Source organism: Pseudomonas sp. NPDC088322 (assembly GCF_044740745.1).
In the GTDB taxonomy this organism is placed as follows: Bacteria; Pseudomonadota; Gammaproteobacteria; order Pseudomonadales; family Pseudomonadaceae; genus Aquipseudomonas; species Aquipseudomonas shirazensis.
Genome location: NZ_JBIURK010000003.1, coordinates 248,807 through 275,141, shown reverse-complemented (window position 1 = coordinate 275,141; position 26,335 = coordinate 248,807). Strand labels below are relative to the sequence as shown.

The window sequence follows — 26,335 nt, the reverse complement described above, 5'->3', positions numbered from 1 at the left end:
CGGTCATGCTCAACGTTCGTGAACGTAGGTGCCCGGTGCAGCTTCGCCGGCGACATAGGCCCGATTGCCCAGCCGCGCTGGGGCTTTTTTCAGCTCGCCCGCACGCTCGCCGAGCCAGGCTTGCCAGTGCAGCCACCAGGAGTCGGCGTGCTTGATGGCGTTTTCCTGCCAGGCCAGCGGGCTGTCCGGGCGATCTTCACCGGTCATGAAGCGCGCCTTGGGATTGCCTGGCGGGTTGAGGATGCTCTGGATGTGGCCGCTGCTGGACAACACGAACTCGATCTTGCCACCGAACAGATGCGCCGAGCGGTAGCAGGCCTGCCACGGCGTGATGTGGTCGGCGGTGCCGGCCAGGCTGTAGATATCGCACTTGACCTGCTTGAGGTCGATGGCCGTGCCGCACACTTCCAACGCTTGGGGGCGGGTCAGCGGGTTGTTCTTGAACATCTCGATCAGGTCGCCGTGGAAGGCCGCCGGCAAGCGCGTGGTGTCATTGTTCCAGAACAGGATGTCGAACACCGGCGGCTCGTTGCCAAGCAGGTAGTTGTTGACCCAGTAGTTCCAGATCAGGTCATTGGGGCGCATCCAGGCAAACACCTTGGCCATGTCGCTGCCTTCGAGTACGCCGGCCTGGTAGGAGTGGCGCTTGGCTGACTCGAGGGTCTGCTCGTCGACAAACAGCGCGACCTGGTTGTCCATGGTGGTGTCGAGCACGCTGACCAGCAGGGTCAGAGCGTTGACCTTGTTCTCGCCGAGCGCGGCGTAGTGGCCGACCAGTGCGGTGCAGGTGATGCCGCCGGAACAGGCCCCAAGCATGTTCAAGTCCTTGCTGCCGGTGATCGCCAGCACCGCGTCGACCGCTTCCTTGAGCGCATCGATGTAGGTCGACAGGCCCCATTCGCGCTGGGCCTTGGTCGGGTTGCGCCAGCTGATGATGAAGGTCTGCTGGTGCGAGCGCAGGCAAAAGCGCGCCAGGCTCTTGTCCGGGCTCAGGTCGAAGACGTAGAACTTGTTGATCTGCGGCGGCACCACCAGCAACGGCCGGGCGTGCACTTGTTCGGTGATCGGCCGGTACTGGATCAGCTCGAGCACGTCGTTGCGAAACACCACTGCGCCTTCGCTGGTGCCGAGGTTCTTGCCCACTTCGAACGCGTCCTTGTTGACCTGGCTGGGCATGCCGCCATTGCTGACCATGTCCTTGGCCAGGTTGGACATGCCATCGAGCAGGCTCTTGCCGCCGGTTTCGAAGAAGCGTTTGACCGCTTGCGGGTTGGACAGGGTATTGGTCGGCGACATGGCCTCGGTCATCAGGCCGATGACGAACTGGCCGCGGCTGATGTCCTGTGGCGACAGGTCGCTGGTGCTGATCCAGTCGTTGAGCTCCTGGCGCCAGGCCAGGTAGGTCTGCAGGTAGCGTCGGTACAGCGGGTTTTGTTGCCAGGCTGGATCATTGAAGCGGCGGTCGTCGCCGGCCGGTTGCAGGCTGGACTTGCCCAGCAGCACGTTTTTCAGTTCCAGGCCAAAGTGGGCGACGTGCTTGGCGCTGTGCAGCGGCTGGCGGATGGCCTGGCGCAACACCGTACGCGCCGTGCTGAGCAGATCCTTGCGGCGAATGCCGATGATCGGGTTCAGGCCCAGGGTGTTTTCCGAGGCCTGGCGCTGCAAGTCATCGTTGTTCTTGTTACTCATCTACGACGCTCCGTTGTCCTGAGACGAGTACCGGCTGGCTGAGGCAGATACACAGCACATGCCGGTACAGATCGCTCGGGTGACCAGTGATAAGGAACAGCGCTGCGGCGAGCGGATGCGTAGTGGTGATGAGCTGCGGGGGATTCTGCGTGTGAAGACAGCCTGCTTTCGCTCGCGACCTCTACAACAACCGGCTCGGCCCTGCTTGGCTGAATGCAATGCAGGGAGCTTGCCAGCTCCATTGGTTACCCGACTTTCATGTATTGCGCAAGACAGCCCAAACCCTGGCTGGCATCAAGCCATTCAAGCAGAGCAAATTAGAAAATGCGCTCTAAACATGACAATCCTTGCGCTAGAGCATCAGCTTGACCACAGATTCGGCAGGATCGCGGGATTTGCCGGCCTTGCGCAGCTCGTCGAGATAGTCGGCCCACAGCTCGGCCTGACGCAGGCTGAGTTGTTCGAGGTATTCCCAGGTGAACAATCCGCTGTCATGGCCGTCGTCGAAGATCAATTTCAGTGCATATTGGCCGGCCGGTTCCACGCCGATGAGGCCGACGTTGATCTTGCCGAATTGCAGGATGGGTTTGCCGTGGCCCTGGACCTCGGCGGAAGGCGAGTGCACCCGCAGGAATTCGGCCGGCAGCTGGTAGACCTCGCCGGGGGCGTAGGTCAGGGCGAGGGTTTTCGAGGCTTTGTGCAGGTTGATCGCGGTTGGGAGGCGGGGCATGGGTCGGGATCTCTTTCGGAGCTGAGGGCCATGGGGGCCGCTCCGCGACCCTTTCGCGACACAAGGCCGCTCCTACAGGGGACCGCGATGTCTGTAGGAGCGGCCTTGTGTCGCGAAAGGGCTGCGTAGCAGCCCCCAGCAGTCTTACAGAATATACCGAGACAGATCTTCGTTCTGCGCCAGCTCACCCAGATGGCCGTTGACGTACTCGGCGTCGATCCGGATCGGCGCGTCGTCATGCGCGCTGGCCAGGTCGCCAGCACTGAACGAAACCTCTTCGAGCAGACGTTCAAGCAGGGTGTGCAAACGACGCGCACCGATATTTTCGGTCTTCTCGTTGACCTGATAGGCAATCTCGGCCAGACGCTTGATGCCGTCGGCCGCGAACTCGATGGTGAGGCCTTCGGTCTTGAGCAGCTCGCGGTACTGTTCGGTCAGCGACGCGTGCGGCTCCTGCAGGATGCGCTCGAAGTCTTCCGGGGTGAGCGCCTTGAGTTCGACGCGGATCGGCAGACGGCCTTGCAGCTCGGGTACCAGGTCGCTCGGCTTGCTCAGGTGGAATGCACCGGAGGCGATGAACAGGATGTGGTCGGTCTTGACCATGCCCAGCTTGGTGTTGACCGTGCAGCCTTCGATCAGCGGCAGCAGGTCGCGCTGTACGCCTTCACGGGAGACATCGGCGCCGCCGACATTGCCGCGCTTGGCCACCTTGTCGATCTCGTCGATGAACACGATGCCGTGCTGCTCGACCGCTTCGAGGGCCTTGGCCTTGAGCTCTTCTTCGTTGACCAGGCGGCCCGCTTCTTCTTCGCGGACCATCTTCAGCGCTTCCTTGACCTTGAGTTTGCGCGACTTGCGCTTGCCCTTGCCCATGTTGGCGAACAGGCTCTGCAGCTGGTTGGTCATCTCTTCCATGCCGGGCGGAGCGGCGATGTCGACGCCCATGCTCTCGGCTACTTCGATCTCGATTTCCTTGTCGTCCAGCTGGCCTTCGCGCAGGCGCTTGCGGAACAGCTGACGGGTGTTGGTATCGCTGCTCGACGGCGCGGCTTCTTCGGCAAAGCTGCTGGCGCTGCGGGCCTGTGGCAGCAGTGCATCGAGTATCCGGTCTTCGGCGGCATCTTCGGCGCGGTGGCGCACACGGATGATTTCCTGCTCACGGAACAGCTTCAACGCAGCGTCGGCGAGGTCGCGAATGATCGACTCGACGTCGCGGCCAACGTAGCCGACTTCGGTGAACTTGGTCGCTTCGACCTTGATGAACGGCGCGTTGGCCAGCTTGGCCAGGCGACGGGCGATCTCGGTCTTGCCGACGCCGGTCGGACCGATCATCAGGATGTTTTTCGGGGTGACTTCAGCGCGCAGCTCAGCCGGCAGCTGCATGCGCCGCCAGCGGTTGCGCAGGGCAATGGCTACGGCGCGTTTGGCGTCGTCCTGGCCGATGATATGGCGGTTGAGTTCGTGGACGATTTCGCGGGGGGTCATGGACATGATCTATTCGGTCCTCGGGCACAGTAATCAGTGTGGAAAAGTCCCGCGCTGAGCGGGACGCCAGAACAACTGATCACTCGGCCAGGTCCTGCTCCTCGATGGTCAGGTTGTGGTTGGTGAACACGCAGATGTCACCGGCGATGTGCAGCGCGGTTTCGGCGATTTCGCGAGCCGACAGCTCAGTCTTGTCCAGTAGTGCGCGGGCAGCGGCCTGGGCGAAGGCGCCGCCGGAACCCATGGCGATCAGGCCGTCTTCTGGCTCGACCACGTCACCGTTGCCGGTGATGATCAGCGAGGCGTCTTTGTTGGCCACGGCGAGCATGGCTTCGAGGCGGCTCAGGGAGCGGTCGGTGCGCCATTCCTTGGCCAGTTCGACGGCGGCGCGAACCAGGTGACCCTGGTGTTTTTCCAGCTGGCCTTCGAAGCGCTCGAACAGGGTGAAGGCATCGGCAGTGGCCCCGGCGAAGCCTGCAATGACCTGACCGTGGTACAGGCGGCGGACTTTTTTCGCGTTGCCTTTCATCACGGTGTTGCCGAGGGATACCTGGCCGTCGCCCGCCATGACGACTTTGCCGTGGCGGCGGACTGAAACGATGGTAGTCAAGGGAGAGTCTCCACGCAGCGGGGCGAAAATGCCTGATGCAGACTCATATGGGGGGAGGGGGGAAAGATTTCAACCTTGGCGGATGGATGGTTGGCTTCAGGGCCACGCGATGCCCGATGGGGTACGCGGTCGGCGTAGGAGCGGCCTTGTGTCGCGAAAGGGTCGCGGAGCGGCCCCATATTTTCAGCTTCGCCGCCGACATCGCCGGGCCCGCTGTGCGGGCCTTTCGCGACACAAGGCCGCTCCTACAGATCGCGGTGTTCGCGGTCGGTGCAGGAACGGCCGCGCCAAGCCTCAGGCTTCGTGGCAGATGTGGCCGTCCACCAGCGTATAACGCACCGCACTCGGCAGGCAGTGGCCGATGAACGGGCAGTTGTCGCCGCGCGACAGCCAATGCTCACCGGCCACGGTCGAGGCCTTTGGATCAAACAACACCAGATCCGCCGCGCCGCCAACCTTCAGCTCACCTGCCGGCAAGCGCAGTGCCTGGGCAGGCCCGCTGGTCAGTCGCGCAAGCAAGGTCGGCAGATCCAGCAGGCCATCCTCGACCAGCGTCATCGCCAACGGCAGCAACAGCTCGACACTGCTGATACCAGGCTCGGTAGCGCCAAACGGCGCCAGTTTGGCATCGCGCTCGTGCGGCTGGTGATGGCTGGAAATCGCCTGGATCACCCCCGACTTGACCGCTTCACGCAGGCCATCGCGATCCGCCGCGGTGCGCAGCGGTGGCTGCACGTGGTACAGGCTGGAGAAGTCGCGCAGCGCTTCGTCGGTGAGGATCAGCTGGTACAACGCTACGTCGGCCGTGACCGGCAGGCCCAGTGCCTGCGCCTGGGCAATCAGGCGGGCGCCGCGGGCGCTGGTGATCTGGGTGAAGTGCGCACGCACGCCACTTTGCTCGACCAGCAGCAGGTTGCGCGCCAGGGCGACGGTTTCGGCGCTTTCCGGGATGCCGGGCAAGCCGAGGAAGCTGGCCATCGCACCTTCGTGGGCCAGCCCGCCGAGGGCCAGGTCATGGTCCTGTGAGTGGAACACCACGGTCAGGTCGAAGGTGGCGGCGTACTCCAGCGCGCGCGCCAGGGTGCGGTTGTTGGGGATCTGCTTCAAACCGTTGCCAAATGCTACGCAGCCGGTATCACGCAGGGCCACCAGCTCGGCCAGTTGCTCGCCTTCAAGGCCCTTGGTCAGGGCGCCGATCGGGTAGACCTTGCTGTTGCCGGCTTCACGGGCACGGTCGAGCACCAGCTCGGCCACTGCCGAGGTGTCCAGCACCGGCTTGGTCTGCGGTGGGCAGCACAGGCTGGTGACGCCACCGGCGACGGCCGCGCGGGTTTCGCTGGCGATGTTGCCCTTGCGGCTGTAGCCCGGCTCGCGCAGGGCGACGTCGAGGTCGACCAGGCCCGGTGCGGCGACCAGGCCGTTGGCGTCGATACTGCGGCTGGCGCTGAAACCGGCCGGGGCGGCGCCGATGGCGACGATCTTGCCCGCTTCCAGGTGCAGGTCGCTGATGCTGTCCAGGCCGCTAATCGGATCGATGACCCGGGCGCCAAGAATACTGATGCTCACAGGGCGTGCTCCTGGTCCAGTTGTCGTTGCGTGTTCTGCCCGCTCATGGCCATCGACAGCACCGCCATGCGCACGGCGATGCCGTAGGTGACCTGGTTGAGGATTACCGAATGTTTACCGTCGGCGACTGCCGATTCGATCTCGACGCCGCGGTTGATCGGCCCCGGATGCATGACGATGGCATCCGGTTTGGCCCCGGCCAGGCGCGCCGTGGTCAGGCCGAACAGGCGGTAGAACTCGCCTTCGCTGGGCAGCAGGCCGCCGGCCATGCGCTCACGCTGCAGGCGCAGCATGATCACCACGTCGACGTCCTTGAGGCCTTCGGCGAGGTCGGTGTAGACCTTCACGCCGTACTGCTCGATGCCCACCGGGATCAGGGTTTTCGGGCCGATCACGCGGATGTCCGGGCAGCCCAGGGTCTTCAGCGCGAGCATGTCGGAGCGGGCCACCCGCGAGTGCAGGATATCGCCGACGATGGCTACCGAGAGGTTCTCGAAGCTGCCTTTGTGGCGGCGAATGGCGAGCATGTCGAGCATGCCCTGGGTCGGGTGCGCGTGGCGGCCGTCGCCACCGTTGATCACGGCAACGTCCGGGCACACGTGCTCGGCGATGAAGTGCGCCGCGCCCGAGTCGGAGTGGCGCACGACGAACATGTCGGCGGCCATGGCCTCAAGGTTGCGCAGGGTGTCGAACAGGGTCTCGCCCTTGCTGGTCGAGGAGGTCGACACGTTCAGGCTGATGACGTCGGCCGACAGCCGCTGGGCCGCCAGCTCGAAGGTGGTGCGGGTGCGGGTGGAGTTTTCGAAGAACACGTTGCACACGGTCTTGCCGCGCAGCAACGGGACTTTCTTCACTGCCCGGTCGCCGACTTCAAGAAACGAGTCGGCAGTGTCGAGAATCTCGGTGAGCAGTTCGCGGGGCAAACCATCAAGCGAGAGGAAGTGGCGCAGCTGGCCCTGATCATTGAGCTGCAGCGGGCGCTTGGCGTCGAGTGGCGTCATCGCGGGGGACTCTTAAAGGGCGGAAGCGGTAGCAAGGTCCTGGCGCTCGAGGGCGAGCGGGGCCGGGCCGGTCAATTTTACCCGCTCATGGGCTGCCAGTGACAGCGTGGCGCCGAGCACGTTGGGCCGGATCGGCAGTTCGCCGGCATCCAGGTCGAGCAGGCACACCAGGGTGACGCTGGCCGGGCGGCCATAATCGAACAGTTCGTTGAGGGCAGCGCGGATGGTGCGCCCGCTCATCAGCACGTCATCGACCAGCACCAGGTGCTGGCCTTCGACCTCGAACGGCAGCTCGGAGGGGCGCACTTGCGGGTGCAGGCCGTTCTGGCTGAAGTCGTCGCGATAGAACGACACATCCAGGGTGCCCAGCGGGCTGCTGTCGGCAAGCTCCTGCTGCAGCGCCTGAGCGACCCACACACCACCGGTGCGGATGCCGATGAAGCGCGGCTCGGCAATGTTGCGGCGGGCCAGGTGGGCGCGAAGGTCGATGGCCATCTGCCGGATCAACTCGGCGGGGTTGGGTAGGCTCATTGCGTGCTCCTCGGGGCGCCGGCAGACCCGGCGGCAAAGCGAAAGGTGGAATCAGTGACCGGTATTGGCCTCCAGCCAGCCCTGCAGGAGCAGCGCGGCGGCGATGGCGTCGACCGGGTTGTCGCGATAGGTGCCGCGCTGACCGCCACGGGCCATGCGCTCGCCCTTGGCTTCGAAGGTGGTCAGGCGCTCGTCGTGGGTGTGCACCGGCAGGTTATAGCGGCCGTGCAGGCGGTTGGCGAACTTCTGCGCGCGGGCGCTCATCTCGCTGGGGGTGCCGTCCATGTTCAGCGGCAGGCCAACGACGATGGCGTCGGGCTTCCATTCCTTGATCAGTTTTTCCACCTGGGCCCAATCCGGAATACCGTCCTGGGCACGTAGGGTGCACAGCTCGCGGGCCTGGCCGGTGATGACCTGGCCAACCGCCACGCCGATCTGTTTGGTGCCGTAGTCAAAGCCCAGCAGCAGGCGCACCTCGGCCATCAGGCGTGACCTGCCTGGCTGGTCAGCAGGCTGAGGTTGATGCCCAGCGACGCTGCTGCCGCACTCAGGCGCTGGTCGCTGGCCAGGCTGAAGATGATTTCAGGGTCGAATGGGCAGTTGAGCCAGGCGTTGTCGGCAAGTTCGGCCTCCAGCTGGCCGGCTTCCCAACCCGCGTAACCGAGGGTGATCAGGCTCTGCGCCGGGCCTTCGCCGTTGGCCAGGGCAAACAGCACATCCTGCGAGGTCGACAGCGACAGGCCTTCGAGCTCGATGGTGGCCTCATAGCTGCGCTCGCTGCTGTGCAGAACAAAGCCGCGGTCGGTCTGTACCGGCCCGCCGATGTAGATCGGTACTTGCAGGGTACTCAACGGCGGTTCTTCATCCGGGCGCAACTGCTCGAGGATGTCTGCCAGGTTGAGTTCCTGCGGCCGGTTGACCACCAGGCCCATGGCGCCATTGGCGTTGTGCTCAACGATATAGGTCAGGGTCTGGGCAAAGTTCGGATCGGCCATGTGCGGCATGGCGATCAGGAACTGATGCTTGAGGTAACTCGGAGTGAGGTTTTTCATGGGGGTAGTGTGGCGCCAGGCGACGCCAGCTTCAAGCTGCAAGCTGTGAGAAAAAACCACTGACGCGGTTTAGTTGCTCGACAGCCGGTCGCCGCGGGCAAAGCGCCAGGTACGAATGATCTCCAAACGGTCGAATTCGGCCAGATCACCGGTAAACGGCGCGAACGGCGCGGCAAGGCGAACGATGCGCTGCGCGGCCTGATCCAGCAGCGGTTGGCCGGACGACTCCAGCACCAGCACCTCGAACAACGAGCCATCGCGGTTGATCGAAACCATCATGCGCAGGTTGCCGTAGATCTGCTGGCGACGAGCTTCGTCGGGGTAGTTGAGGTTACCGACCCGCTCGACCTTCTTGCGCCATTCCTCTTTGTACCAGGCACCTTTGTCGCGCATGGTCGAAGCCGCGTTCAAACGATGGATCTTGGGCCGCTTGGCGTACAGCTGCTGCTCGTTGGACAGCTCGGCTTCAAGGCTGGCGATCTGGCTCGACAGCTGCGAGCTGTCAAATTCCGGGGTCGCCGCAGGAGGCTTGGGCTGGGCCTTGGTTTCCTTGGGCTTGGGTTCGACCTTCTGCGCCTTGGCTGCCGTGGTGGCGACTGCGGCCTTCTGCGGAGCAGGTGGCGTTTCGCGCTTGGCGGCCGGCGGAGGCGTGACCTTGTTGATCTTGCTGTCCTGAAACGGCGCCAGTTCAGTGGTCTTGGGCACCGCTTTCTTGTCCAGGGTACCGCTGCCTTGCTGGTTGTCCTGGGCCTGGAAGTCGGCCTTCTCAGGCGCTTTCTCGCTCTTGAAGGTTGCCAGGGTGATATCCATGGTGTGGCGGATTTCACTCGGCTTGACCACCGTGAAGCCGACCCCGAGGATCAGCGCCAGGTGCACCAGAGCAGCCAGAAACAAGGTAAAGCCAAGCCGGTCCACCGGGCGAACGCGGGGTGGCAGCAGGTCGGCAGGGATGTCAGCGGGCAGCGTCATCGGGTATCCAGCAGTCGCCAGGCGGGGCAGCAGGTCAAAGGACCGGCATCATACCGCACTGAGCGATTGCGCTTCGCGTCGGTGGTCAGCGCGCCTTCAGCTTGCGATCAATGGCGTCCATCAACTGCACGCCGATCTGGGTGCCGTAGGCGTTGTCGATTTCGCGGATGCAGGTCGGGCTGGTCACGTTGATTTCGGTCAGATGCTCGCCGATCACGTCCAGGCCGACGAACAGCAGGCCCTTTTCGCGCAGGGTTGGCCCGACCTGGGCGGCGATCCAGCGGTCGCGCTCGCTCAGTTCGCGCGCTTCACCACGGCCGCCAGCAGCCAGGTTGCCACGGGTTTCGCCGCTGGCCGGGATGCGTGCCAGGCAGGACGGCACCGGCTCGCCGTCGATCATCAGGATACGCTTGTCGCCGTCCTTGATTGCCGGCAGGTAGGCCTGCGCCATGATCTGCTGGGAGCCAAGCGCGGTCAGGGTTTCGAGGATCACCGACAGGTTCGGGTCACCGACCCGGTGGCGGAAGATCGAGGTGCCGCCCATGCCGTCCAGCGGCTTGAGGATCACATCGCCATGCTCGGCGGCAAACGCACGGATGATGTCCGGGCGGCGGCTGACCAGGGTCGGCGGGGTGCACTGCGGGAACAGCGTGGCGAACAGCTTTTCGTTGCAGTCGCGCAGGCTCTGCGGGCGATTGACCACCAGTACCCCGGCAGCTTCGGCCTGCTCCAGCAGGTAGGTGCTGTAGACGAACTCCATGTCGAACGGCGGATCCTTGCGCATCAGGATCACGTTGAGGTCGCTCAGCGGTGCGTCGATTTCAGCGTCCAGCTCGAACCACTTCTCGGGATTGGCGAATACCTGCAGCGGGCGCATCTTCGCCCGCGCCACGCCTGCGCTCTGGTACAGGTCCTGCTGCTCCATGTAGAACAGCGTCCAGCCGCGGGCCTGGGCTGCCAGTAGCATGGCCAGCGAACTGTCCTTTTTGTAGGAGATGGACGCGATAGGGTCCATGACAATCCCGAGGCGAACGCTCATGGGTGAATTCCTCTTGGCGGCAATTGGCCGCGATGGCAATAGATAAAGTGGCTCAGGGTGGCGCCGCGCGCGCCGTCGGTCAAGGGGGCGGCGATGGCAAAGGCTGTCAGGATGCGTGCAGCTTCAAGCTGCACGCTATAAGCTGCTGGTAAATGCGCACAGTCGCTGGCGCAGCGCTTTTTCCGGGCGCGTGAACCTTGTACTGTGCGGCGCAACGTCATTGTCGGTAGGCGATTATGGAACAACCCCTGAAGGTGATGGTGATCGACGATTCACGCACGATCCGCCGCACTGCGCAGCTGCTGCTGGGTGAGGTCGGCTGTGAAGTGATCACCGCCAGCGACGGCTTTGACGCGCTGGCCAAGATTGTCGACCATAGACCGCGGATCATCTTCGTCGACGTGCTGATGCCGCGCCTGGACGGTTACCAGACCTGCGCCGTGATCAAGCACAACAGCGCCTTCAAGGACACCCCGGTGATCCTGCTGTCGTCGCGTGATGGCCTGTTCGACAAGGCCCGCGGCCGCGTCGTTGGCTCTGATCAATTTTTGACCAAACCATTCAGCAAAGAAGAATTGCTTGAGGCGATCCGGGCCCATGTGCCGGAGTTTGCCGCCCAGGCGCAACCTGCATCCTGACCGCGCCTGGCATGGCGGCGGCACTTTCCTTCAATGGGGAACAGCATGGCCCGAGTTCTGATTGTCGATGATTCGCCGACAGAGTTGCACAAACTCACCGCGATCCTGGAAAAGCATGGCCATGAGGTGCTCAAGGCCGACAACGGCGCCAACGGCGTGGCGCTGGCCCGCCAGGAAAAGCCCGATGTGGTCCTGATGGACATCGTCATGCCCATCCTCAACGGCTTTCAGGCAACTCGCCAGCTGAGCAAGGACGCCGCTACCAGCGGCATCCCGGTAATCGTCATCACCGCCAAGGACCAGGAAACCGATCGGGTCTGGGCGGCGCGCCAGGGCGCGCGTGATTTTCTCATCAAACCGGTCGATGAAGACTCGCTGCTGGCCAAGCTGAAAGCGGTGCTCGACATTTGACCACCCGCCGCGCCTCGCTGACTGCGTTCGAGCTGCTGCTTGACATCGATCGCCGCTGCCGTCTGCTGGAGGCCGATCAGCCGTCGCAGGACAGCCGGCTGCAACAGTGGAGCGGGATTGGCTTTCGCGTTGCCGAACAGTGGTTCGTGGCGCCCATGGTCGAAGTCGCCGAAGTCTTGCGCGAGCCGCGCAGCAGCCGCGTCCCCGGCGTGCAGCCGTGGGTCTGCGGGGTGGCCAACCTGCGTGGGCGGCTGTTGCCGGTGATGGACCTGAGCAGTTTTTTTGGCCTTGGGCCACTGCCGCCAGGCAAGCAACGGCGGGTGCTGGTGCTGGATCACGAGGCACTGTTTGCCGGCTTGCTGGTCGATGAGGTGCTGGGGTTGCAGCACTTCAGCCTGAGCAGCCTTGACCTGTCGCCACCGCAGCCGTTGCTGGCGGCGGCGACGCCGTTTGTGCAGGGCCATTTTGCCCGCGAGCACAACTGGGCCATCTTCAGCCCGCTGGCCCTGGCCCAGGCGCCGGGTTTTCTTGATGTAGCGTTGTAGAGGATCGATCGTGAACAAGCCTGTCAGCCCCGTCACTCCACCGGCCGTGACCCCGCGCGTGCGCAGCAGTGCGCAGATCACCGTGCTGTTCGTGGTGCTGATCCTGTCGATCATCCTGCTGTTCGCCAACTTCGCCTACCTCAACACCCAGTCCAATTACGACAAGCAGTACATCGGCCACGCCGGTGAGTTGCGCGTGCTGTCCCAACGTATCGCCAAGAACGCTACCGAGGCTGCTGCCGGCAAGGCCCTGGCGTTTCGCCTGCTGTCGGATGCGCGCAACGACTTCGAGCGGCGCTGGGGCTACCTGCGTGAAGGTGACAAGGCCACCGCGCTGCCGGCAGCGCCAGCCAAGGTCCGCGATGAAATGGAAGCGGTGCGCCAGGACTGGGAGACGCTGCGCAAGAACACCGACGTGATCCTCGCCAGCGAACAGACCGTGTTGTCGCTGCACCAGGTCGCGGCCACCCTGGCCGAGACCGTGCCGCAGTTGCAGGTCGAATACGAGAAGGTGGTCGAGATCCTCCTGCAAAGCGGTGCCCCCGCCGCGCAAGTGGCGGTAGCCCAGCGCCAGTTGTTGCTGGCTGAGCGGATTCTGGGTTCGGTCAACACCGTGCTGGCCGGCGATGACTCGGCAGCGCAGGCGGCCGATGCCTTTGGCCGCGATGCCAGCCGCTTTGGTCAGGTGCTTGAAGGCATGCTCGGCGGCAACCCGGCGATCCAGGTCACCCGGGTCGAGGACGCCGATGCCCGCGCGCGACTGGCGGAGATTGCCGAGCTGTTCCAGTTTGTCTCCGGCAGTGTCGATGAAATCCTCGAAACCTCCCCCGAACTGTTCCGCGTGCGCGAAGCAGCGAGCAATATCTTCAGCCTGTCGCAAACCCTGCTCGATGAAGCCTCGCACCTGGCCAACAGCTTCGAGAACCTGGCCAACGGGCGCACCCTCGATACCGTTGGCGGCTACGTGCTCGGCTTGCTGGCGCTGGCCTCGATCATCCTCATCGGCTCGGTGATGGTCCGCGCGACCAATCGCCAGCTGCGTGAAACCGGGGAAAAGAACGAGCGCAACCAGCAGGCAATCATGCGCCTGCTCGACGAAATCGAGGAGCTGGCCGACGGCGACCTGACAGTGACGGTGTCGGTCACCGAAGACTTCACCGGGGCCATCGCCGACTCGATCAACTACTCGGTGGACCAGCTGCGTGACCTGGTCACCACCATCAACCACAGCGCCCTGCAGGTTGCCGCCGCCGTGCAGGACACGCAGAACACCGCACGCCAGCTGGCCAAGGCCTCTGAGCAGCAGGCCGAGCAGATCAGCGAGGCCTCGGTGGCGGTGGGCGACATGGTCGAGTCGATCGACCGGGTGTCGGCCCACGCCTATGAGTCGGCCAAGGTCGCCGAGCGTTCGGTGGCCATCGCCAACAAAGGCAACGAGGTGGTGCACAACACCATCCACGGCATGGACAACATTCGCGAGCAGATCCAGGACACCGCCAAACGGATCAAGCGCCTGGGTGAGTCGTCTCAGGAGATCGGCGACATCGTCAGCCTGATCGACGACATTGCCGAACAGACCAACATTCTCGCCCTCAACGCAGCGATTCAGGCCTCGCTGGCCGGTGAAGCCGGCCGCGGTTTTGCCGTGGTTGCCGACGAAGTCCAGCGTCTGGCCGAACGCTCGTCGTCGGCCACCCGGCAGATCGAGGCGTTGGTGCGGACCATCCAGACCGACACCAACGAGGCGGTCATCTCCATGGAGCAGACCACCGCCGAAGTAGTCCGCGGAGCGCGTCTGGCGCAGGATGCCGGGGTGGCTCTGGCGGAAATCGAAGGCGTCTCGCAGACCCTCGCCGAGCTGATTCACAGTATTTCCGATGCCGCCCAACTGCAGACCTCTTCAGCCGGGCAGATTTCCCACACCATGGCTGTGATCCAGCAGATTACCGCCCAGACCTCGAGCGGCTCCGGCGCCACCGCCGACAGCATTCGCCACCTGGCGCGGATGGCCAGCGAGATGCGCCGCTCGGTCTCCGGTTTCACCCTGCCGGCCCCGGCCGAACCCCGCTGAGGAGTAACCCATGGCCTCGGCAGCAGTAAGCCCCGAACGTCACGACACGGTCGCCCTGGCCTGGACCAAGGCGCCCATTCTCGATTGCCTGGCCCAGGCCCGGCAGGCGCTTGAGCGGTTTGCCGGCGACCCTACGGAGCTGGCCACGCTGGCGCTGTATGTGGATAACCTGCACCTGGTCCACGGTTGCCTGCGCATGCTTGAACTGCGCGGGGCGACGCGCCTGGCCGAAGAACTCGAGCTGCTCGGGCGGGCCATGGCCGACGGCCAGATCAGCCCGCGCGGCGACTGCCTCGGCGCGATGTTCCGTGGCCTTGAACAGCTACCGCCTTACCTTGAGCGCCTGCGCGGCGCCCGCCACGACCTGCCGCTGGTGATGCTGCCGTTGCTCAATCGCCTGCGTGAGTGCCGTGGTGTCGAGCCATTGGCCCAGGGCAGCCTGATGGGTGAAGCGGCGCAGCGCCTGGCCGGTGCTGCCGACCTGGCTGACCTGGACCTGTCGCTGGGCAACTGGCGCGAGCAACTACAGGCTGGCCAGGGCCGCGACGCCCTGCGTTCGGTGGTGGCGGCGCTGTGCGATGACCTGATGCGGATCAAGGACTGCCTCGATCAGTTTGTCCGAGGCGAGCAATCGCGCGAGCAACTGGACGCCCTGGTCGCGCCCTTGCGTCAGGTCGCAGACACCCTGGCAGTGTTGAATTTCCAGCAACCGCGACGGGTCATCATCGATCAGGTGCTGGCGTTGCAGGCTCTGGCACAGGATCAGCAGAGCGTCGACGATGCGCTGTTGATGGACGTTGCCGGGGCCCTGCTGTACGTCGAGGCAACCCTCAATGGTATGGTCGGCCCGCTGGAAGAAAGCGGCCAGGGCAGCATGCCCGGCTCGGACATGGCGCACATCCGCCACGTGGTCCTCAGCGAAGCGGTGTCGGTGCTGCAACAGGCCAAGGACCTGATTGGCGACTGCCTCGAATCGGGCTGGCCACGTCAGCGCCTGCAAGCCTTGCCGGGGTTGTTGCAGCAAGTGCGCGGTGCACTGGCGATGCTCATGCTGCCTGCTGCCGCCGAGCTGTTTGCCGGTGCCGCAGGCTATGTGCAGGGCTGGCTGGCGCATCTGGATGAAGAGCCACAGCTGGATGAACTGACCCACCTGGCCGATGCGTTGTGTGCCGGCGAATGCTATTTGCAGTGGCGCGTGGCTGATCCGCTGGCCGACGCCCAGCCGTTCATCGACATGGCCAGGTCCAGCCTGACGGCGCTTGGCGTGAACTGTGGGCATGGCGCACTGGCCGATGAAGGCGAGGAAATCGACGCCGAGTTGCGCGAGGTATTCCTTGAAGAAGCCAACGAGCTGCTGCCCGAGATCGAACGCCACTGGCTGCGCTGGCGTGCCGACAACAGCCTGCGTGAGGCGCTGATCGAAGTGCGCCGGGCTTTGCACACGCTCAAGGGCAGCGGCCGCATGGTCCGCGCCGAAGCTCTGGCGGAGCTGGCCTGGGGCGCCGAGCGGCTGATCAACCGGGTGCTCGAAGGCCGGGTCGGCCTGGCCGGGCAAGGCCTGGTCGCCTTGCAGCAGGCTTTCGTGCGCCTGCCGGACCTGCTCGCCGACTTCGCCGTGGGCCATTTGCCGCCGCTGGCCGAGGTCGAGCATCTGGTCAGCCAGTTGCACGCGCTGGCCGTCAACGAAGCCCCTGTCGCGGCGGGGCTGGATGGGCTTGATCCGCAGTTGCTGGAGATCTTCCGTAACGAGGCGCAAGGCCATCTGGCCAGCCTCGAGGCGTTTCTGCTCGCTGCCGACAGCCATGGCACGCCGGTCAGCGACAGCTTGCAGCGCGCGCTGCACACGCTCAAGGGCAGCGCCGCCATGGCCGGGGTGATGCCGATCGCCGAGCTGGCCACGGCCTTCGATCGGCTCGCGCGGGAATACCGCAGCCATGAGTTGCGCCTGCAACAGACCGAACTCGACTGGCTGGAAGCCGCCCACGCGCTGTTCCATCTGGGCCTGGCGCAGCTGCACAGCACACCGCTGGCGCCCATCGCCGGCGCCGCCGAGTTGATCGAACAGGTTGGTCAGGGCGTCGATGCTCAGTTAGCGGCATTGCACGACGAATCCTCGGCCAATCGCCGTAGTCGGCGTGACCCGCAGCTGATCGCCAGCTTTCTGGCCGAGAGCATGGACATTCTGCTCGATGCCGAGTCGCTGCTGGCGCGCTGGCAGCAGCAACCGCAGCAGCGTCAGGAGCTGGAAACCCTGCTCGACGAACTGACCAATCTCAGCCACGGCGCGAACCTGGCCGACCTCTGGCAAGTGGACGAGGTCTGCGAGGCGCTGCTCGATCTATACGGTGCGGTGGAAGAGGGCAGCCTGGTCGCCGACACGCGCTTTTTCAACCAGGCCCGCCAGGCCCACGACGTGCTGATCGACATGCTCGACGAGATTGCCGCCGGGCAGGAAGTCAGCTCGCGCAGCGAGTGCGTCGACGGTTTGCGCGCACTGCTCGATCAAGCGCTGGCGCCCGATGGCACCGGCTTGATCGGCCGTGATGGGATCACGCCGCTGCCGCCCCTCGAATATGCGCAAGTAGTGCAGCCAGCGCTGCTCGAAGCACCACCCGAGCCAAGTCAGGCTCCGGCTACTGTTGAACCCGCCGAAGCGGCGGACAGCCCAGGTGATCAGGAGCTACTCGAGGTGTTCCTCGAAGAAAGCTCGGACATCGTCGAAAGCTCTGCGGCAGCGCTGGCCCGCTGGCAGGCCGACCCGCGCAGCAGTGTCGAGGTCGAGACCCTGCTGCGCGACCTGCATACGCTCAAGGGCGGCGCGCGCATGGTCGAAATCGCCGCGATCGGCGACCTCGCCCATGAGCTGGAATTTCTCTACGAGCTGCTTGCCGCTGGCCGCCTGCCGCCGACCGCAGCGCTGTTTGCCCTGCTGCAGAACTGCCACGACCGCCTGGCGCACATGCTCGATGCGGTGCGCCTGGGCGAGCCGCTGCATGCGGCCACGGCGCTGATCGACTACATCCGCAACTTCAGCAGCGCGGCGTTGACCGACAGCGCCGCCGCGCCGGCCATCGCCAGCGAAGCGGCAGTGCCCGCTGAACCGGCAGCGGTTGCCCCGGAGCGGGCGCCGGGCGATATGGTCAAGGTCGATGCCGAGCTGCTCGATGATCTTGGCAACCTGGCCGGCGAGCACGCGCTGATCCGCGGCCGTATCGAGCAGCAGGTCAGCGACGCCCAGTTCGCCCTCAGCGAGATGGAAACCACCCTTGAGCGCATGCGTGATCAGTTGCTGCGCCTGGAGATAGAAACTCAGGCCAGCAGCGCCAGCCGTTATCAGGCTGAAAGCGACAGCTATGACGATTTCGATCCGCTGGAAATGGACCGCCATTCACAGTTGCAGCAACTGTCGCGGGCGCTGTTCGAATCCGCCTCGGACCTGCTCGACCTGAAGGAAACCCTGGCTCAGGGGGCGCAGGAAGCCCACGGCCTGCTGCAGCAGCAGGCGCGGGTCAACAGCCAGTTGCAGGAGGGCCTTACCGCTACCCTGATGGTGCCGTTCGAGCGCCTGGTGCCGCGTTTGCAACGTGTCGTGCGGCAGGTCTCCAGCGAACTCGGCAAGCAGGTCGAGTTGGTGGTCGGCAATGCCGAGAGCGAGCTTGACCGCAGCGTGCTGGAGCGCATGGTGGCGCCGCTTGAACACATGCTGCGCAACGCCGTCGACCATGGCCTGGAGTCGCGCGAGGCGCGCCTGGCTGCCGGTAAACCTGAGCAAGGTACGATCCATCTGAATCTGCTCCACGAAGGCGCCGACATCGTTATCGAGATGAGTGACGACGGTGCCGGGGTGCCGCTCGCGGCGGTACGCGACAAAGCCATCAAGCGCGGCCTGCTCGATCCGCGCGCGCGCCTGAGCGACCACGAAATCCTCCAGTTCATCCTCCGCCCCGGTTTCTCGACGGCAGAAAAGATCACTCAGATTTCCGGCCGCGGGCTGGGCATGGATGTTGTTCATGAAGAGGTCAAGCAGCTCGGCGGCGCCATGAGCATCGCTTCCAGCCCCGGCAAGGGCGCGCGCTTCCAGATCCGCCTGCCATTCACGGTGTCGATCAACCGCGCCTTGATGGTCCACCTGGGTGAGGAGCAATACGCCATTCCGCTCAACACCATCGAAGGCATCGTCCGCGTGCCGCCCAGCGAACTGGCTGCCTGCTACCAGCTGGATACGCCGAGCTACGTGTACGGCGGCCACGCCTACCAGCTGCGCTACCTGGGCGAGTTGCTGCAAAGCGGTGTTGCCCGGCCTGGCCTGCTTGGCCAGAGCGTGCCGCTGCCGGTGATCCTGGTGCATTCGCAGGAAGCGTCGTTCGCGATCCAGGTCGACAGCCTGTCACCCAGCCGCGAGATCGTGGTCAAGAGCCTCGGCCCGCAGTTTGCTGCAGTGCCGGGGCTGTCCGGGGCAACCTTGCTCGGTGACGGTCGGGTGGTGCTGATTCTCGATCTGCTCGGCCAGCTCCGCGGCCAGCAACGGCGCCTGGCCCGGCTGCCCAGTGGCGATGTGCATCAGCAGCGGCAGTTCGAGGCCGCGCCTCGGCAACGGTTGGTGATGGTGGTCGACGATTCGGTAACGGTGCGCAAGGTCACCAGCCGCTTGCTCGAGCGCCACGGCATGAGCGTGCTGACCGCCAAGGACGGCGTTGATGCCATGGCCCTGCTGGCAGAGCATCGGCCTGACGTACTGCTGCTGGACATCGAAATGCCCCGTATGGATGGCTTTGAAGTGGCCACGCGGATTCGTCAGGACCAGCGCCTGAAGGACCTGCCGATCATCATGATTACCTCGCGCAGCGGCCATAAGCACCGCGACCGAGCCATGGCCATCGGCGTCAACGAATACCTGGGCAAGCCGTATCAGGAGTCGCTGCTGCTGCAAAGCATTGCCCACTGGAGCCAAACCCATGCTTGAACATATCGCCGGCCAGCGCAGCAGCCTGACCGGCCTGCTGCTGCCCCTGGGTGATCGGACCCTGGTTCTGCCGAATGTGGCTGTGGCAGAGTTGATCGGCCAGCGTGCGTTGTCTTGTCAGATCGGTGAGCCAAACTGGCACCTGGGCTGGCTCGACTGGCGCCAGCAACGCCTGCCGCTGATTGGTTTCGAGGCGGCCTGTGGCGGCCAGACGGTGTGCGGCGAGCGCGCGCGGATTGTCGTGCTCAATGCGTTGGGTGATACCGGCCTGCGCTACCTGGCGTTGCTGCTGCAGGGCATCCCGCGGGCGTGCAAGCTGGACAGCCAGCTCAATTATGTCGACGTGCCGTTGAACGCGCTGGAGCTGGCGGCGGTCCAGGTAGGCGAGCAAGTAGCGCGGGTGCCGGACCTGGTCGCGCTGGAGCGGATGGTGCGCGAGGCGGCGCTGCGCTGAAACCCGGAACTAGCGAGGAGGTCTTTGACTGCATGTATTACGGTGAACGCTTCAATGCCTGGACGCACCTGGTCGGTGCCATCTTGGCTTTCATCGGTGCCAGCTGGCTGATCATCACCGCCGGCCTGCAAGGCGACCCATGGAAGATCATCAGCTTCTCGATCTACGGCGGCACCCTGGTGCTGCTATACAGCACCTCGACCCTGTACCACAGCACCCGCGGCCAGGCCAAAGTGATCATGCGCAAGCTCGATCACCTGTCGATCTACCTGCTGATTGCCGGCAGCTACACCCCGTTCTGCCTGATCAGCCTGCGCGGCCCGTGGGGCTGGAGCCTGTTCGGGGTGGTCTGGGGGTTGGCGGTGATCGGCATGCTGCAAGAGATCAAGCCGCGCTCGGAAGCGCGGATTCTGTCGATCATCATCTATGCGCTGATGGGCTGGATCGTGCTGGTAGCGGTCAAGCCGCTGCTGCAGACTTTGGGCACTGCCGGTTTTGCCTGGCTGGCGGCCGGTGGTGCGTGCTACACCATCGGCATCATCTTCTTCGCCTATGACAGCCGCTTTCGCCACTGGCACGGCATCTGGCACCTGTTCGTGATTGCCGGCAGCCTGCTGCACTTCATCGCCATCAGCTTCTACGTGCGCTGAGCAGCAGTTAAAAATCGCCCCACAGCTGCTGCGCTACTGCGAGCGCCACTACCGGCGCGGTTTCGGTACGCAGCACGCGTGGGCCGAGGCGCGCGGCATGGTAGCTGGCGGCCTTGGCCTGCTCGACCTCGGCGTCGGTCAAACCGCCTTCAGGGCCGATCAGAAACGCCAGCCGCTCAGGCCGCTGGTGACTGGTCAGCGGCTCGGCGACCGGGTGCAGCACCAGCTTCAGGTCAGCCTCGGTTGCCTTCAGCCACTCGGCCAGGGTCAATGGCGGATTGATCAGCGGCAGGGTCGAGCGGCCGCATTGTTCGCAGGCGCTGATCGCCACCTGGCGCCAGTGCGCCAGACGCTTGTCGGCGCGTTCGTCCTTGAGCCGCACTTCGCAACGTTCGCTGACGATCGGGGTAATCTGGTTGACGCCCAGTTCGGTGGCTTTCTGGATGGCCCAGTCCATCCGCTCGCCGCGCGACAGGCCTTGGCCGAGGTGCACGTGCAGGCTTGAGTCGGCCTGGCCGGGCAGAGCCTGGTCGAGGCTGACGCGCACGCTCTTCTTGCCCACTTCAAGCAGCTGGCCGAGATACTCCTGGCCGCTGCCATCGAACAGCTGCACGGCATCGCCGGCGGCCATGCGCAGCACGCGGCCGATGTAATGGGCCTGGGCTTCGGGGAGGTCGTGTTCGCCGATGGACAGCGGGGCGTCGATAAAGAAGCGGGACAGTCTCATGGTTCTGCTCTGGAATTAGGGAAGACACATACACATCGGCGGCGGGAGAGCCCGCCGCCGAGGCCTGCTGCACGGGCTGTGCTCAGCCCGGATCGCGAAAGTCGGGGTGGAAGTTCTGCGGCACGGCCACGCTGATGCTGTCGCGGGTGGCGATATCGATGCCCTCGGTGGCCACCTCGGCAAGGAAGTCGATCTGCTCGGGGGTGATCACATACGGCGGCAGGAAGTACACCACGCTGCCCAGCGGGCGCAGCAGGGCGCCGCGGGTCAGGGCATGTTCGAATACCTTGAGGCCGCGCCGTTGCTGCCATGGATAAGCGGTTTTGCTGGCTTTGTCCTCGACCATTTCGATGGCCAGGGCCATGCCGGTCTGGCGCACTTCGGCCACATGCGGGTGATCGACCAGGTGTGCAGTGGCGCTGGCCATCCGCGCTGACAGGGCCTTGTTGGCCTCGATGACGTTGTCCTGCTCGAAGATATCCAGGGTTGCCAACGCGGCAGCGCAGGCCAGCGGGTTGCCGGTGTAGCTGTGCGAGTGGAGGAATGCGCGCAGAGTCGGATAGTCGTCGTAAAAAGCCTGATAGACATCATCGGTGGTCAGGCAGGCCGCCAGCGGCAGGTAACCGCCGGTGAGGGCCTTGGACAGGCAGAGGAAGTCCGGGCGGATGCCGGCCTGCTCGCAGGCGAACATCGTCCCGGTGCGGCCAAAGCCCACGGCAATCTCGTCGTGGATCAGGTGCACGCCATAACGGTCGCAGGCTTCGCGCAGCAGCTTGAGGTACACCGGGTGGTACATGCGCATACCGCCGGCGCCCTGGATCAGCGGCTCGACGATGACTGCCGCGACAGTGGCGTGATGCTCGGCGAGGGTCTGCTCCATGGCCAGGAACATCGTCCGCGAGTGCTCCTCCCAGCTGACCCCTTCAGGGCGCAGGTAGCAGTCCGGGCTGGGCACCTTGATGGTGTCGAGCAACAGCGTCTTGTAGGTCTCGGTGAACAGCGGCACATCGCCCACCGACATCGCTGCGATGGTTTCACCATGGTAGCTGTTGGTCAGGGTGACGAAGCGCTTCTTGCCGCTCTGGCCCTTGTTCAGCCAGTAATGGAAGCTCATCTTCAGCGCGACTTCGATGCACGACGAGCCGTTGTCGGCGTAGAACACTCGGTCCAGCCCGGCTGGAGTCATGGCTACCAGGCGCTCGGACAGCTCGATCACCGGCTGATGGCTGAAGCCAGCCAGGATCACGTGTTCGAGCTGGTCGACCTGGTCCTTGATGCGCTGGTTGATGCGCGGATTGGCATGGCCGAACACGTTGACCCACCACGAACTGACGGCGTCTAGGTAGCGCTTGCCTTCGAAGTCCTCGAGCCACACGCCGTCGCCGCGCTTGATCGGGATCAGCGGCAGCTTTTCGTGGTCTTTCATCTGGGTGCAGGGGTGCCACAGGACCTTGAGGTCACGTTGCATCCACTGATCATTGAGGCCCATCGGCACTTCTCCTGGCGGCACGGCTTGGTTTGACCGCACAAGCCTAAGCAAAGGTGCCGGCCACCACAACCGTGATCAGGCTCAATGGCGCACAACGGGCTGCCAGCTCAGGGCCGGGATGTGCACGGTGCCGGCGTGGGTGGTGGAGATGGTCAGGGTGCGAAATGGCCCCAGCAGCAACTGGCGGGTGGGCGAACTGGCGTAGTGACCAGGCACGCTTTCGGTGCCGGCCAGGCCTGACAAGGTCAGCCAGAAAGTATTGGTGCTGTTGCATGGCTGAAAGTCCCGCTGCGGTCGTCGACGCCACTGTCCGACGAGAGCGGCGCTGCTGGCTACTGACAAAAATGCCAGTTGCGTAAGCGGCTTGGCATCGCCCTGCTGGCAGGGTGCCCACGGGTGACGTATTCTTAGCGCAATTTTCTCGGGGCTTCTTTCCCGTTTTCATCGACCTGTTTTCAACCGGAGTTTGCCGACATGGCTGCTGCTTGGGTGCGCCTGTGCGCGTTGGTATTGATCGGATTTTCCAGCACCTCGGCGCTGGCGCAGGACAAGACACCCACGGCAATCGTCGTCGGTGGCGGCCTGGCCGGCTTGACGGCTGCCTACGAGCTGCAGAACAAAGGCTGGCAGGTCACGCTGCTGGAAGCCAAGGCGGGCATGGGCGGGCGCTCTGGCCTGGCCACCAGCGAATGGATCGGCAACGGCAAAGCCCAGCCGGTACTCAACCAGTACCTGGATCGCTTCAAGCTCGATACCTTGCCGGCCCCTGAGTTCGTGCGCACGCCGGGCTACCTGATCGATGGCGAATACTTCAGCGCAGCTGACCTAGCCGTCAAGCAGCCGGCAACTGCCGAAGCGCTCAAGCGCTACGAGAAAACCCTCGACGATCTGGCCCGCTCGATCGACGACCCGCTCAACCCGCAGGCCAACAGCACGCTATTCGCCCTCGACCAGATCAACGTCGCCAACTGGCTCGACCGTTTGCAACTGCCCGCCACTGCGCGGCAATTGATCAACCAGCAGATTCGCAGCCGTTATGACGAGCCTTCGCGCCTGTCGCTGCTCTATTTCGCCCAGCAGACCCGCGTCTATCGTGGCGTCAGCGACCGTGACCTGCGTGCTGCGCGCCTGCCTGGCGGTAGCCCGGTGCTGGCTCAGGCCTTCGTCAAACAGCTGAAAACCATCAAGACCAACGCACCGGTTACCGCGATCGTCCAGGACAAGGACGGCGTTACCGTCAAGGTGGGCGCTGTCGGCTATCGCGCCGACTACCTGGTGATGGCGGTGCCGCTGCGGGCACTGGCCAAGATCCAGATGACCCCAGGCCTGGACAACCAGCATATGGCTGCGATCAAAGGCACCAACTATGGCTGGCGTGACCAGATACTGCTCAAGTTCAAGCAGCCTGTGTGGGAAAGCCGGGCGCGGATGTCGGGTGAGATCTTCAGCAACACCGGCCTGGGCATGCTCTGGATCGAGCCGGCGCTGAAAGGTGGTGCCAACGTGGTGATCAACCTGTCGGGCGACAACGCCCGTCTGTTGCAGGCCTTTGGCGACAAGCAGATGGCCGACCAGGTGCTGATCCGCCTGCATGCGTTCTACCCGAAGGCGCGCGGCGCATTCACTGGCTATGAAGTGAAGCGCTACAGCGCCGATCCTGGTACTGGTGGTGCCTATCTGGCATATGGCCCGGGGCAGATCAGCAAATACTGGCGCCTGTGGGAGCGCCCTCTGCAGCGCATCAGCTTTGCTGGTGAGCATACCGACGCGCTCTACCCAGGCACGCTCGAAGGCGCCCTGCGCAGCGGCCAGCGTGCTGCCGGCCAGGTGCAGGACCTGCTGGCAGGCAAGTCGTTTGATCCGGTCAAGGCCGTGCCTGTGGCGGCAGCGGCCGCAACCGGCGCCGCAGCGGCCAAGGGCGGCTTCTTCTCCAATCTGTTTGGCGGCGGCGACAAGGCGGCCAAGGCGGACAACGTGCCAGCCAAGGACGAGCCGGCCAAGGCCAAGGACGCCGAGCCAGCCAAGCCTGGCTTCTTCTCGCGCCTGTTTGGTGGCGCAGAAGAGCCTGCAGCCAAGCCGGCTCCTGTGGCCAAGGCTGCGGAAGTTGCACCAGTAGCACCGGCGCCTGAACCAGCGCCAGTGGTTGCGCCGGTACCGGAGCCTGCGGCCAAGCCTGCACCGGTCAAGCCTGCGGCAAGCAAGGCAGCACCAGCCAAGCATGCGCCTGCGCATAAGCCAGCTGCCAAATCGGATGCCGCGAAGAAGGCCGCAACCAAGCCTGCGCAAGCGAAAAAGGCTCCCGCCAAGGCCGAGCCGGTGAAGAAACCGGCGACCAGCAGCCAAGGCTGATTGATCCAACACCCCCAAGGGCCGCATCGCGGCCCTTTCTTATTCTGCGAGCGTACCGGGCTGGTCTAGGGTTAATGTTTCCTTAATAACCGGTCGAGAGAATAAGCATCGATTAATTCGATCTACCAAAGCAGTTTTTTCCGCTTTTATTCGATACGTTTCGCGCTAGTCTGTACGCAGCTTCAAGGGAGAGCGCCGCCAACATGCAAGTACGCAATTCATCAACTCGCTACGGCTTGGTCAGCATGGTCATGCACTGGGGTGTAGCGCTGGCAGTCTTCGGGCTGTTTGCCCTGGGTCTGTGGATGGTCGATCTTGACTACTACGACCCGTGGCGCAAGGCCGGCCCGGATCTGCATAAAAGTATTGGCCTGGTGTTGCTGGCGGTAATGCTGCTGCGGGTGCTGTGGCGTTTCATCAGTCCGCCGCCGGCAGTGCTGGCCAGTCATGACCGCTTCACCCGAGTTGCAGCCAAACTGGGCCACCTGGCTTTATATGCAGGGCTGTTTGCGGTCATGATCGCCGGGTACCTGATCTCTACCGCCGATGGCGCGGGGATCTCGGTGTTTGGCCTGTTCGATGTGCCGGCATTGCTCAGCAATCTGCCCGACCAGGCTGACACCGCTGGCGTGATCCATTTTTACCTGGCCTGGGGGCTGGTGATTTTCGCCGTCCTGCATGGCCTGGCAGCACTGAAACACCACTTTATCGACCGTGACGCGACCCTGACTCGTATGCTGGGCCGCAAAGCTTGACCCTCAACCTCAATTGCAAGGAATCGAAAGGATGTTGAAAAAGACTTTTGCCGCTCTGGCGCTCGGTACCGCTCTGTTCGCCGCTGGTCAGGCCATGGCTGCTGACTACAAGATCGACAAGGAAGGCCAGCACGCGTTCGTTGACTGGAAGATCAGCCATTTGGGCTACAGCTTCATCCACGGTACTTTCAAAGACTTCGACGGTAGCTTTACCTGGGATTCGGCCAAGCCTGAAGCCAGCAAGATCAACGTCGAGCTGAAGACCGCCAGCCTGTGGTCGAACCATGCCGAACGTGACAAGCACATCGCGAGCAAGGACTTCCTGGACGTCAGCAAGTATCCAGAGGCCAAGTTCGTCTCCACCGCAGTCAAATCGACCGGTGACAAGACCGCTGATGTGACCGGCGACCTGACCCTGCACGGTGTGACCAAGCCGGTAACCTTCAAGGCTACCTTCAACGGTGAAGGCAAGGATCCATGGGGCGGCGAGCGCGCTGGCTTCAACGCCACCACTACCCTGAACCTGAACGACTTCGGCATCAAGGGCCCAGGCCCAACCTCGCAGACACTGGATCTGGATATCAGTGTTGAAGGCGTGAAGCAGAAGTAAT

General features: G+C 64.1%; 24 protein-coding genes. 10 read left to right on the top strand and 14 right to left on the bottom strand.

Annotated features, from left to right (window positions below):
• Positions 1–9: 9 nt before the first annotated feature.
• From phaC to gshB, 11 genes are all read right to left on the bottom strand, one after another.
• Positions 10–1,689 (bottom strand): class II poly(R)-hydroxyalkanoic acid synthase, encoded by a 1,680-nt coding sequence (gene phaC / locus ACIOAU_RS08845; protein WP_101315706.1) that lies wholly within the window; start codon positions 1,687–1,689, stop codon positions 10–12.
• Positions 1,690–2,041: 352 nt separating this feature from the next.
• On the bottom strand, positions 2,042–2,419 hold the full coding sequence (locus tag ACIOAU_RS08840) for a gamma-butyrobetaine hydroxylase-like domain-containing protein (protein WP_101315708.1): 378 nt from the start codon (positions 2,417–2,419) through the stop codon (positions 2,042–2,044).
• A 144-nt stretch (positions 2,420–2,563) separates the two neighbouring features.
• Positions 2,564–3,910 carry an ATP-dependent protease ATPase subunit HslU gene (hslU, locus tag ACIOAU_RS08835; RefSeq protein ID WP_259074516.1) on the bottom strand — a complete coding sequence of 449 codons (1,347 nt, stop codon included), beginning with the start codon at positions 3,908–3,910 and terminating at the stop codon, positions 2,564–2,566.
• Positions 3,911–3,983: 73 nt separating this feature from the next.
• A complete protein-coding gene (hslV, locus tag ACIOAU_RS08830) occupies positions 3,984–4,514 on the bottom strand; it encodes an ATP-dependent protease subunit HslV (protein ID WP_188035187.1) in 531 nt (176 codons plus the stop codon).
• A 294-nt stretch (positions 4,515–4,808) separates the two neighbouring features.
• Positions 4,809–6,080, bottom strand: a complete 1,272-nt coding sequence (locus ACIOAU_RS08825) for a dihydroorotase (RefSeq protein WP_101315716.1) — start codon at positions 6,078–6,080, stop codon at positions 4,809–4,811.
• Complete coding sequence (locus ACIOAU_RS08820; RefSeq protein ID WP_101315718.1) at positions 6,077–7,081, bottom strand: aspartate carbamoyltransferase catalytic subunit; 1,005 nt, start codon at positions 7,079–7,081, stop codon at positions 6,077–6,079. Before ACIOAU_RS08820 ends, ACIOAU_RS08825 begins: the two co-directional genes overlap by 4 nt.
• 12 nt (positions 7,082–7,093) lie before the next feature.
• Positions 7,094–7,612 (bottom strand): bifunctional pyr operon transcriptional regulator/uracil phosphoribosyltransferase PyrR, encoded by a 519-nt coding sequence (gene pyrR / locus ACIOAU_RS08815; protein WP_401181405.1) that lies wholly within the window; start codon positions 7,610–7,612, stop codon positions 7,094–7,096.
• Positions 7,613–7,663: 51 nt separating this feature from the next.
• Complete coding sequence (gene ruvX, locus ACIOAU_RS08810) at positions 7,664–8,095, bottom strand: Holliday junction resolvase RuvX (RefSeq protein ID WP_101315722.1); 432 nt, start codon at positions 8,093–8,095, stop codon at positions 7,664–7,666.
• Positions 8,095–8,664: a YqgE/AlgH family protein gene (locus tag ACIOAU_RS08805; RefSeq protein WP_101315724.1), complete on the bottom strand. Its 570-nt coding sequence runs from the start codon at positions 8,662–8,664 to the stop codon at positions 8,095–8,097. Before ACIOAU_RS08805 ends, ruvX begins: the two co-directional genes overlap by 1 nt.
• Positions 8,665–8,733: 69 nt before the next feature.
• The gene (locus tag ACIOAU_RS08800) at positions 8,734–9,633 is read right to left on the bottom strand and encodes an energy transducer TonB (RefSeq protein WP_101315726.1); all 900 of its coding nucleotides are present in this window, start codon (positions 9,631–9,633) and stop codon (positions 8,734–8,736) included.
• 85 nt (positions 9,634–9,718) lie between these two features.
• On the bottom strand, positions 9,719–10,672 hold the full coding sequence (gene gshB / locus ACIOAU_RS08795; protein WP_401181400.1) for a glutathione synthase: 954 nt from the start codon (positions 10,670–10,672) through the stop codon (positions 9,719–9,721).
• Positions 10,673–10,908: 236 nt separating this feature from the next.
• Here gshB and ACIOAU_RS08790 point away from each other — a divergent pair, with 236 nt between their 5' ends.
• The 7 genes from ACIOAU_RS08790 to ACIOAU_RS08760 are packed head-to-tail and all read left to right on the top strand — an operon-like array spanning position 10,909 to position 20,404.
• Positions 10,909–11,310, top strand: coding sequence for a PleD family two-component system response regulator (locus tag ACIOAU_RS08790; protein ID WP_101315730.1), 402 nt, complete (start codon positions 10,909–10,911; stop codon positions 11,308–11,310).
• Between the two features lie 45 nt (positions 11,311–11,355).
• The gene (gene pilH, locus ACIOAU_RS08785; RefSeq protein ID WP_101322927.1) at positions 11,356–11,721 is read left to right on the top strand and encodes a twitching motility response regulator PilH; all 366 of its coding nucleotides are present in this window, start codon (positions 11,356–11,358) and stop codon (positions 11,719–11,721) included.
• Positions 11,718–12,266: a chemotaxis protein CheW gene (locus ACIOAU_RS08780; RefSeq protein WP_103435776.1), complete on the top strand. Its 549-nt coding sequence runs from the start codon at positions 11,718–11,720 to the stop codon at positions 12,264–12,266. Before pilH ends, ACIOAU_RS08780 begins: the two co-directional genes overlap by 4 nt.
• 10 nt (positions 12,267–12,276) lie before the next feature.
• Complete coding sequence (locus ACIOAU_RS08775) at positions 12,277–14,337, top strand: methyl-accepting chemotaxis protein (RefSeq protein ID WP_401181395.1); 2,061 nt, start codon at positions 12,277–12,279, stop codon at positions 14,335–14,337.
• A 10-nt stretch (positions 14,338–14,347) separates the two neighbouring features.
• Positions 14,348–19,300, top strand: coding sequence for an Hpt domain-containing protein (locus ACIOAU_RS08770; protein WP_401181392.1), 4,953 nt, complete (start codon positions 14,348–14,350; stop codon positions 19,298–19,300).
• Positions 19,293–19,754 (top strand): chemotaxis protein CheW, encoded by a 462-nt coding sequence (locus tag ACIOAU_RS08765; RefSeq protein WP_103435779.1) that lies wholly within the window; start codon positions 19,293–19,295, stop codon positions 19,752–19,754. The genes ACIOAU_RS08770 and ACIOAU_RS08765 overlap by 8 nt, the downstream gene beginning before the upstream one ends.
• A gap of 32 nt (positions 19,755–19,786) precedes the next feature.
• Positions 19,787–20,404 (top strand): hemolysin III family protein, encoded by a 618-nt coding sequence (locus ACIOAU_RS08760; RefSeq protein WP_101315740.1) that lies wholly within the window; start codon positions 19,787–19,789, stop codon positions 20,402–20,404.
• A 7-nt stretch (positions 20,405–20,411) separates the two neighbouring features.
• Here the strand turns inward: ACIOAU_RS08760 and ACIOAU_RS08755 are convergent, their stop codons facing one another.
• From ACIOAU_RS08755 to ACIOAU_RS08745, 3 genes are all read right to left on the bottom strand, one after another.
• Positions 20,412–21,131, bottom strand: coding sequence for a 16S rRNA (uracil(1498)-N(3))-methyltransferase (locus ACIOAU_RS08755; protein WP_101315742.1), 720 nt, complete (start codon positions 21,129–21,131; stop codon positions 20,412–20,414).
• Between the two features lie 82 nt (positions 21,132–21,213).
• Entirely contained in the window at positions 21,214–22,620 is a 1,407-nt protein-coding gene (locus ACIOAU_RS08750; RefSeq protein WP_101315744.1) for an adenosylmethionine--8-amino-7-oxononanoate transaminase, read from the bottom strand.
• Positions 22,621–22,701: 81 nt separating this feature from the next.
• Positions 22,702–22,863, bottom strand: coding sequence for a hypothetical protein (locus ACIOAU_RS08745; protein ID WP_220632947.1), 162 nt, complete (start codon positions 22,861–22,863; stop codon positions 22,702–22,704).
• Positions 22,864–23,094: 231 nt separating this feature from the next.
• Here ACIOAU_RS08745 and ACIOAU_RS08740 point away from each other — a divergent pair, with 231 nt between their 5' ends.
• The 3 genes from ACIOAU_RS08740 (at position 23,095) to ACIOAU_RS08730 (ending at position 26,334) form a co-directional block, all read left to right on the top strand.
• The gene (locus tag ACIOAU_RS08740) at positions 23,095–24,969 is read left to right on the top strand and encodes an FAD-dependent oxidoreductase (protein ID WP_401181386.1); all 1,875 of its coding nucleotides are present in this window, start codon (positions 23,095–23,097) and stop codon (positions 24,967–24,969) included.
• Between the two features lie 203 nt (positions 24,970–25,172).
• Complete coding sequence (locus ACIOAU_RS08735; RefSeq protein WP_101315750.1) at positions 25,173–25,724, top strand: cytochrome b; 552 nt, start codon at positions 25,173–25,175, stop codon at positions 25,722–25,724.
• 31 nt (positions 25,725–25,755) lie between these two features.
• A complete protein-coding gene (locus tag ACIOAU_RS08730) occupies positions 25,756–26,334 on the top strand; it encodes a YceI family protein (RefSeq protein ID WP_401181382.1) in 579 nt (192 codons plus the stop codon).
• Position 26,335: the final 1 nt, after the last annotated feature.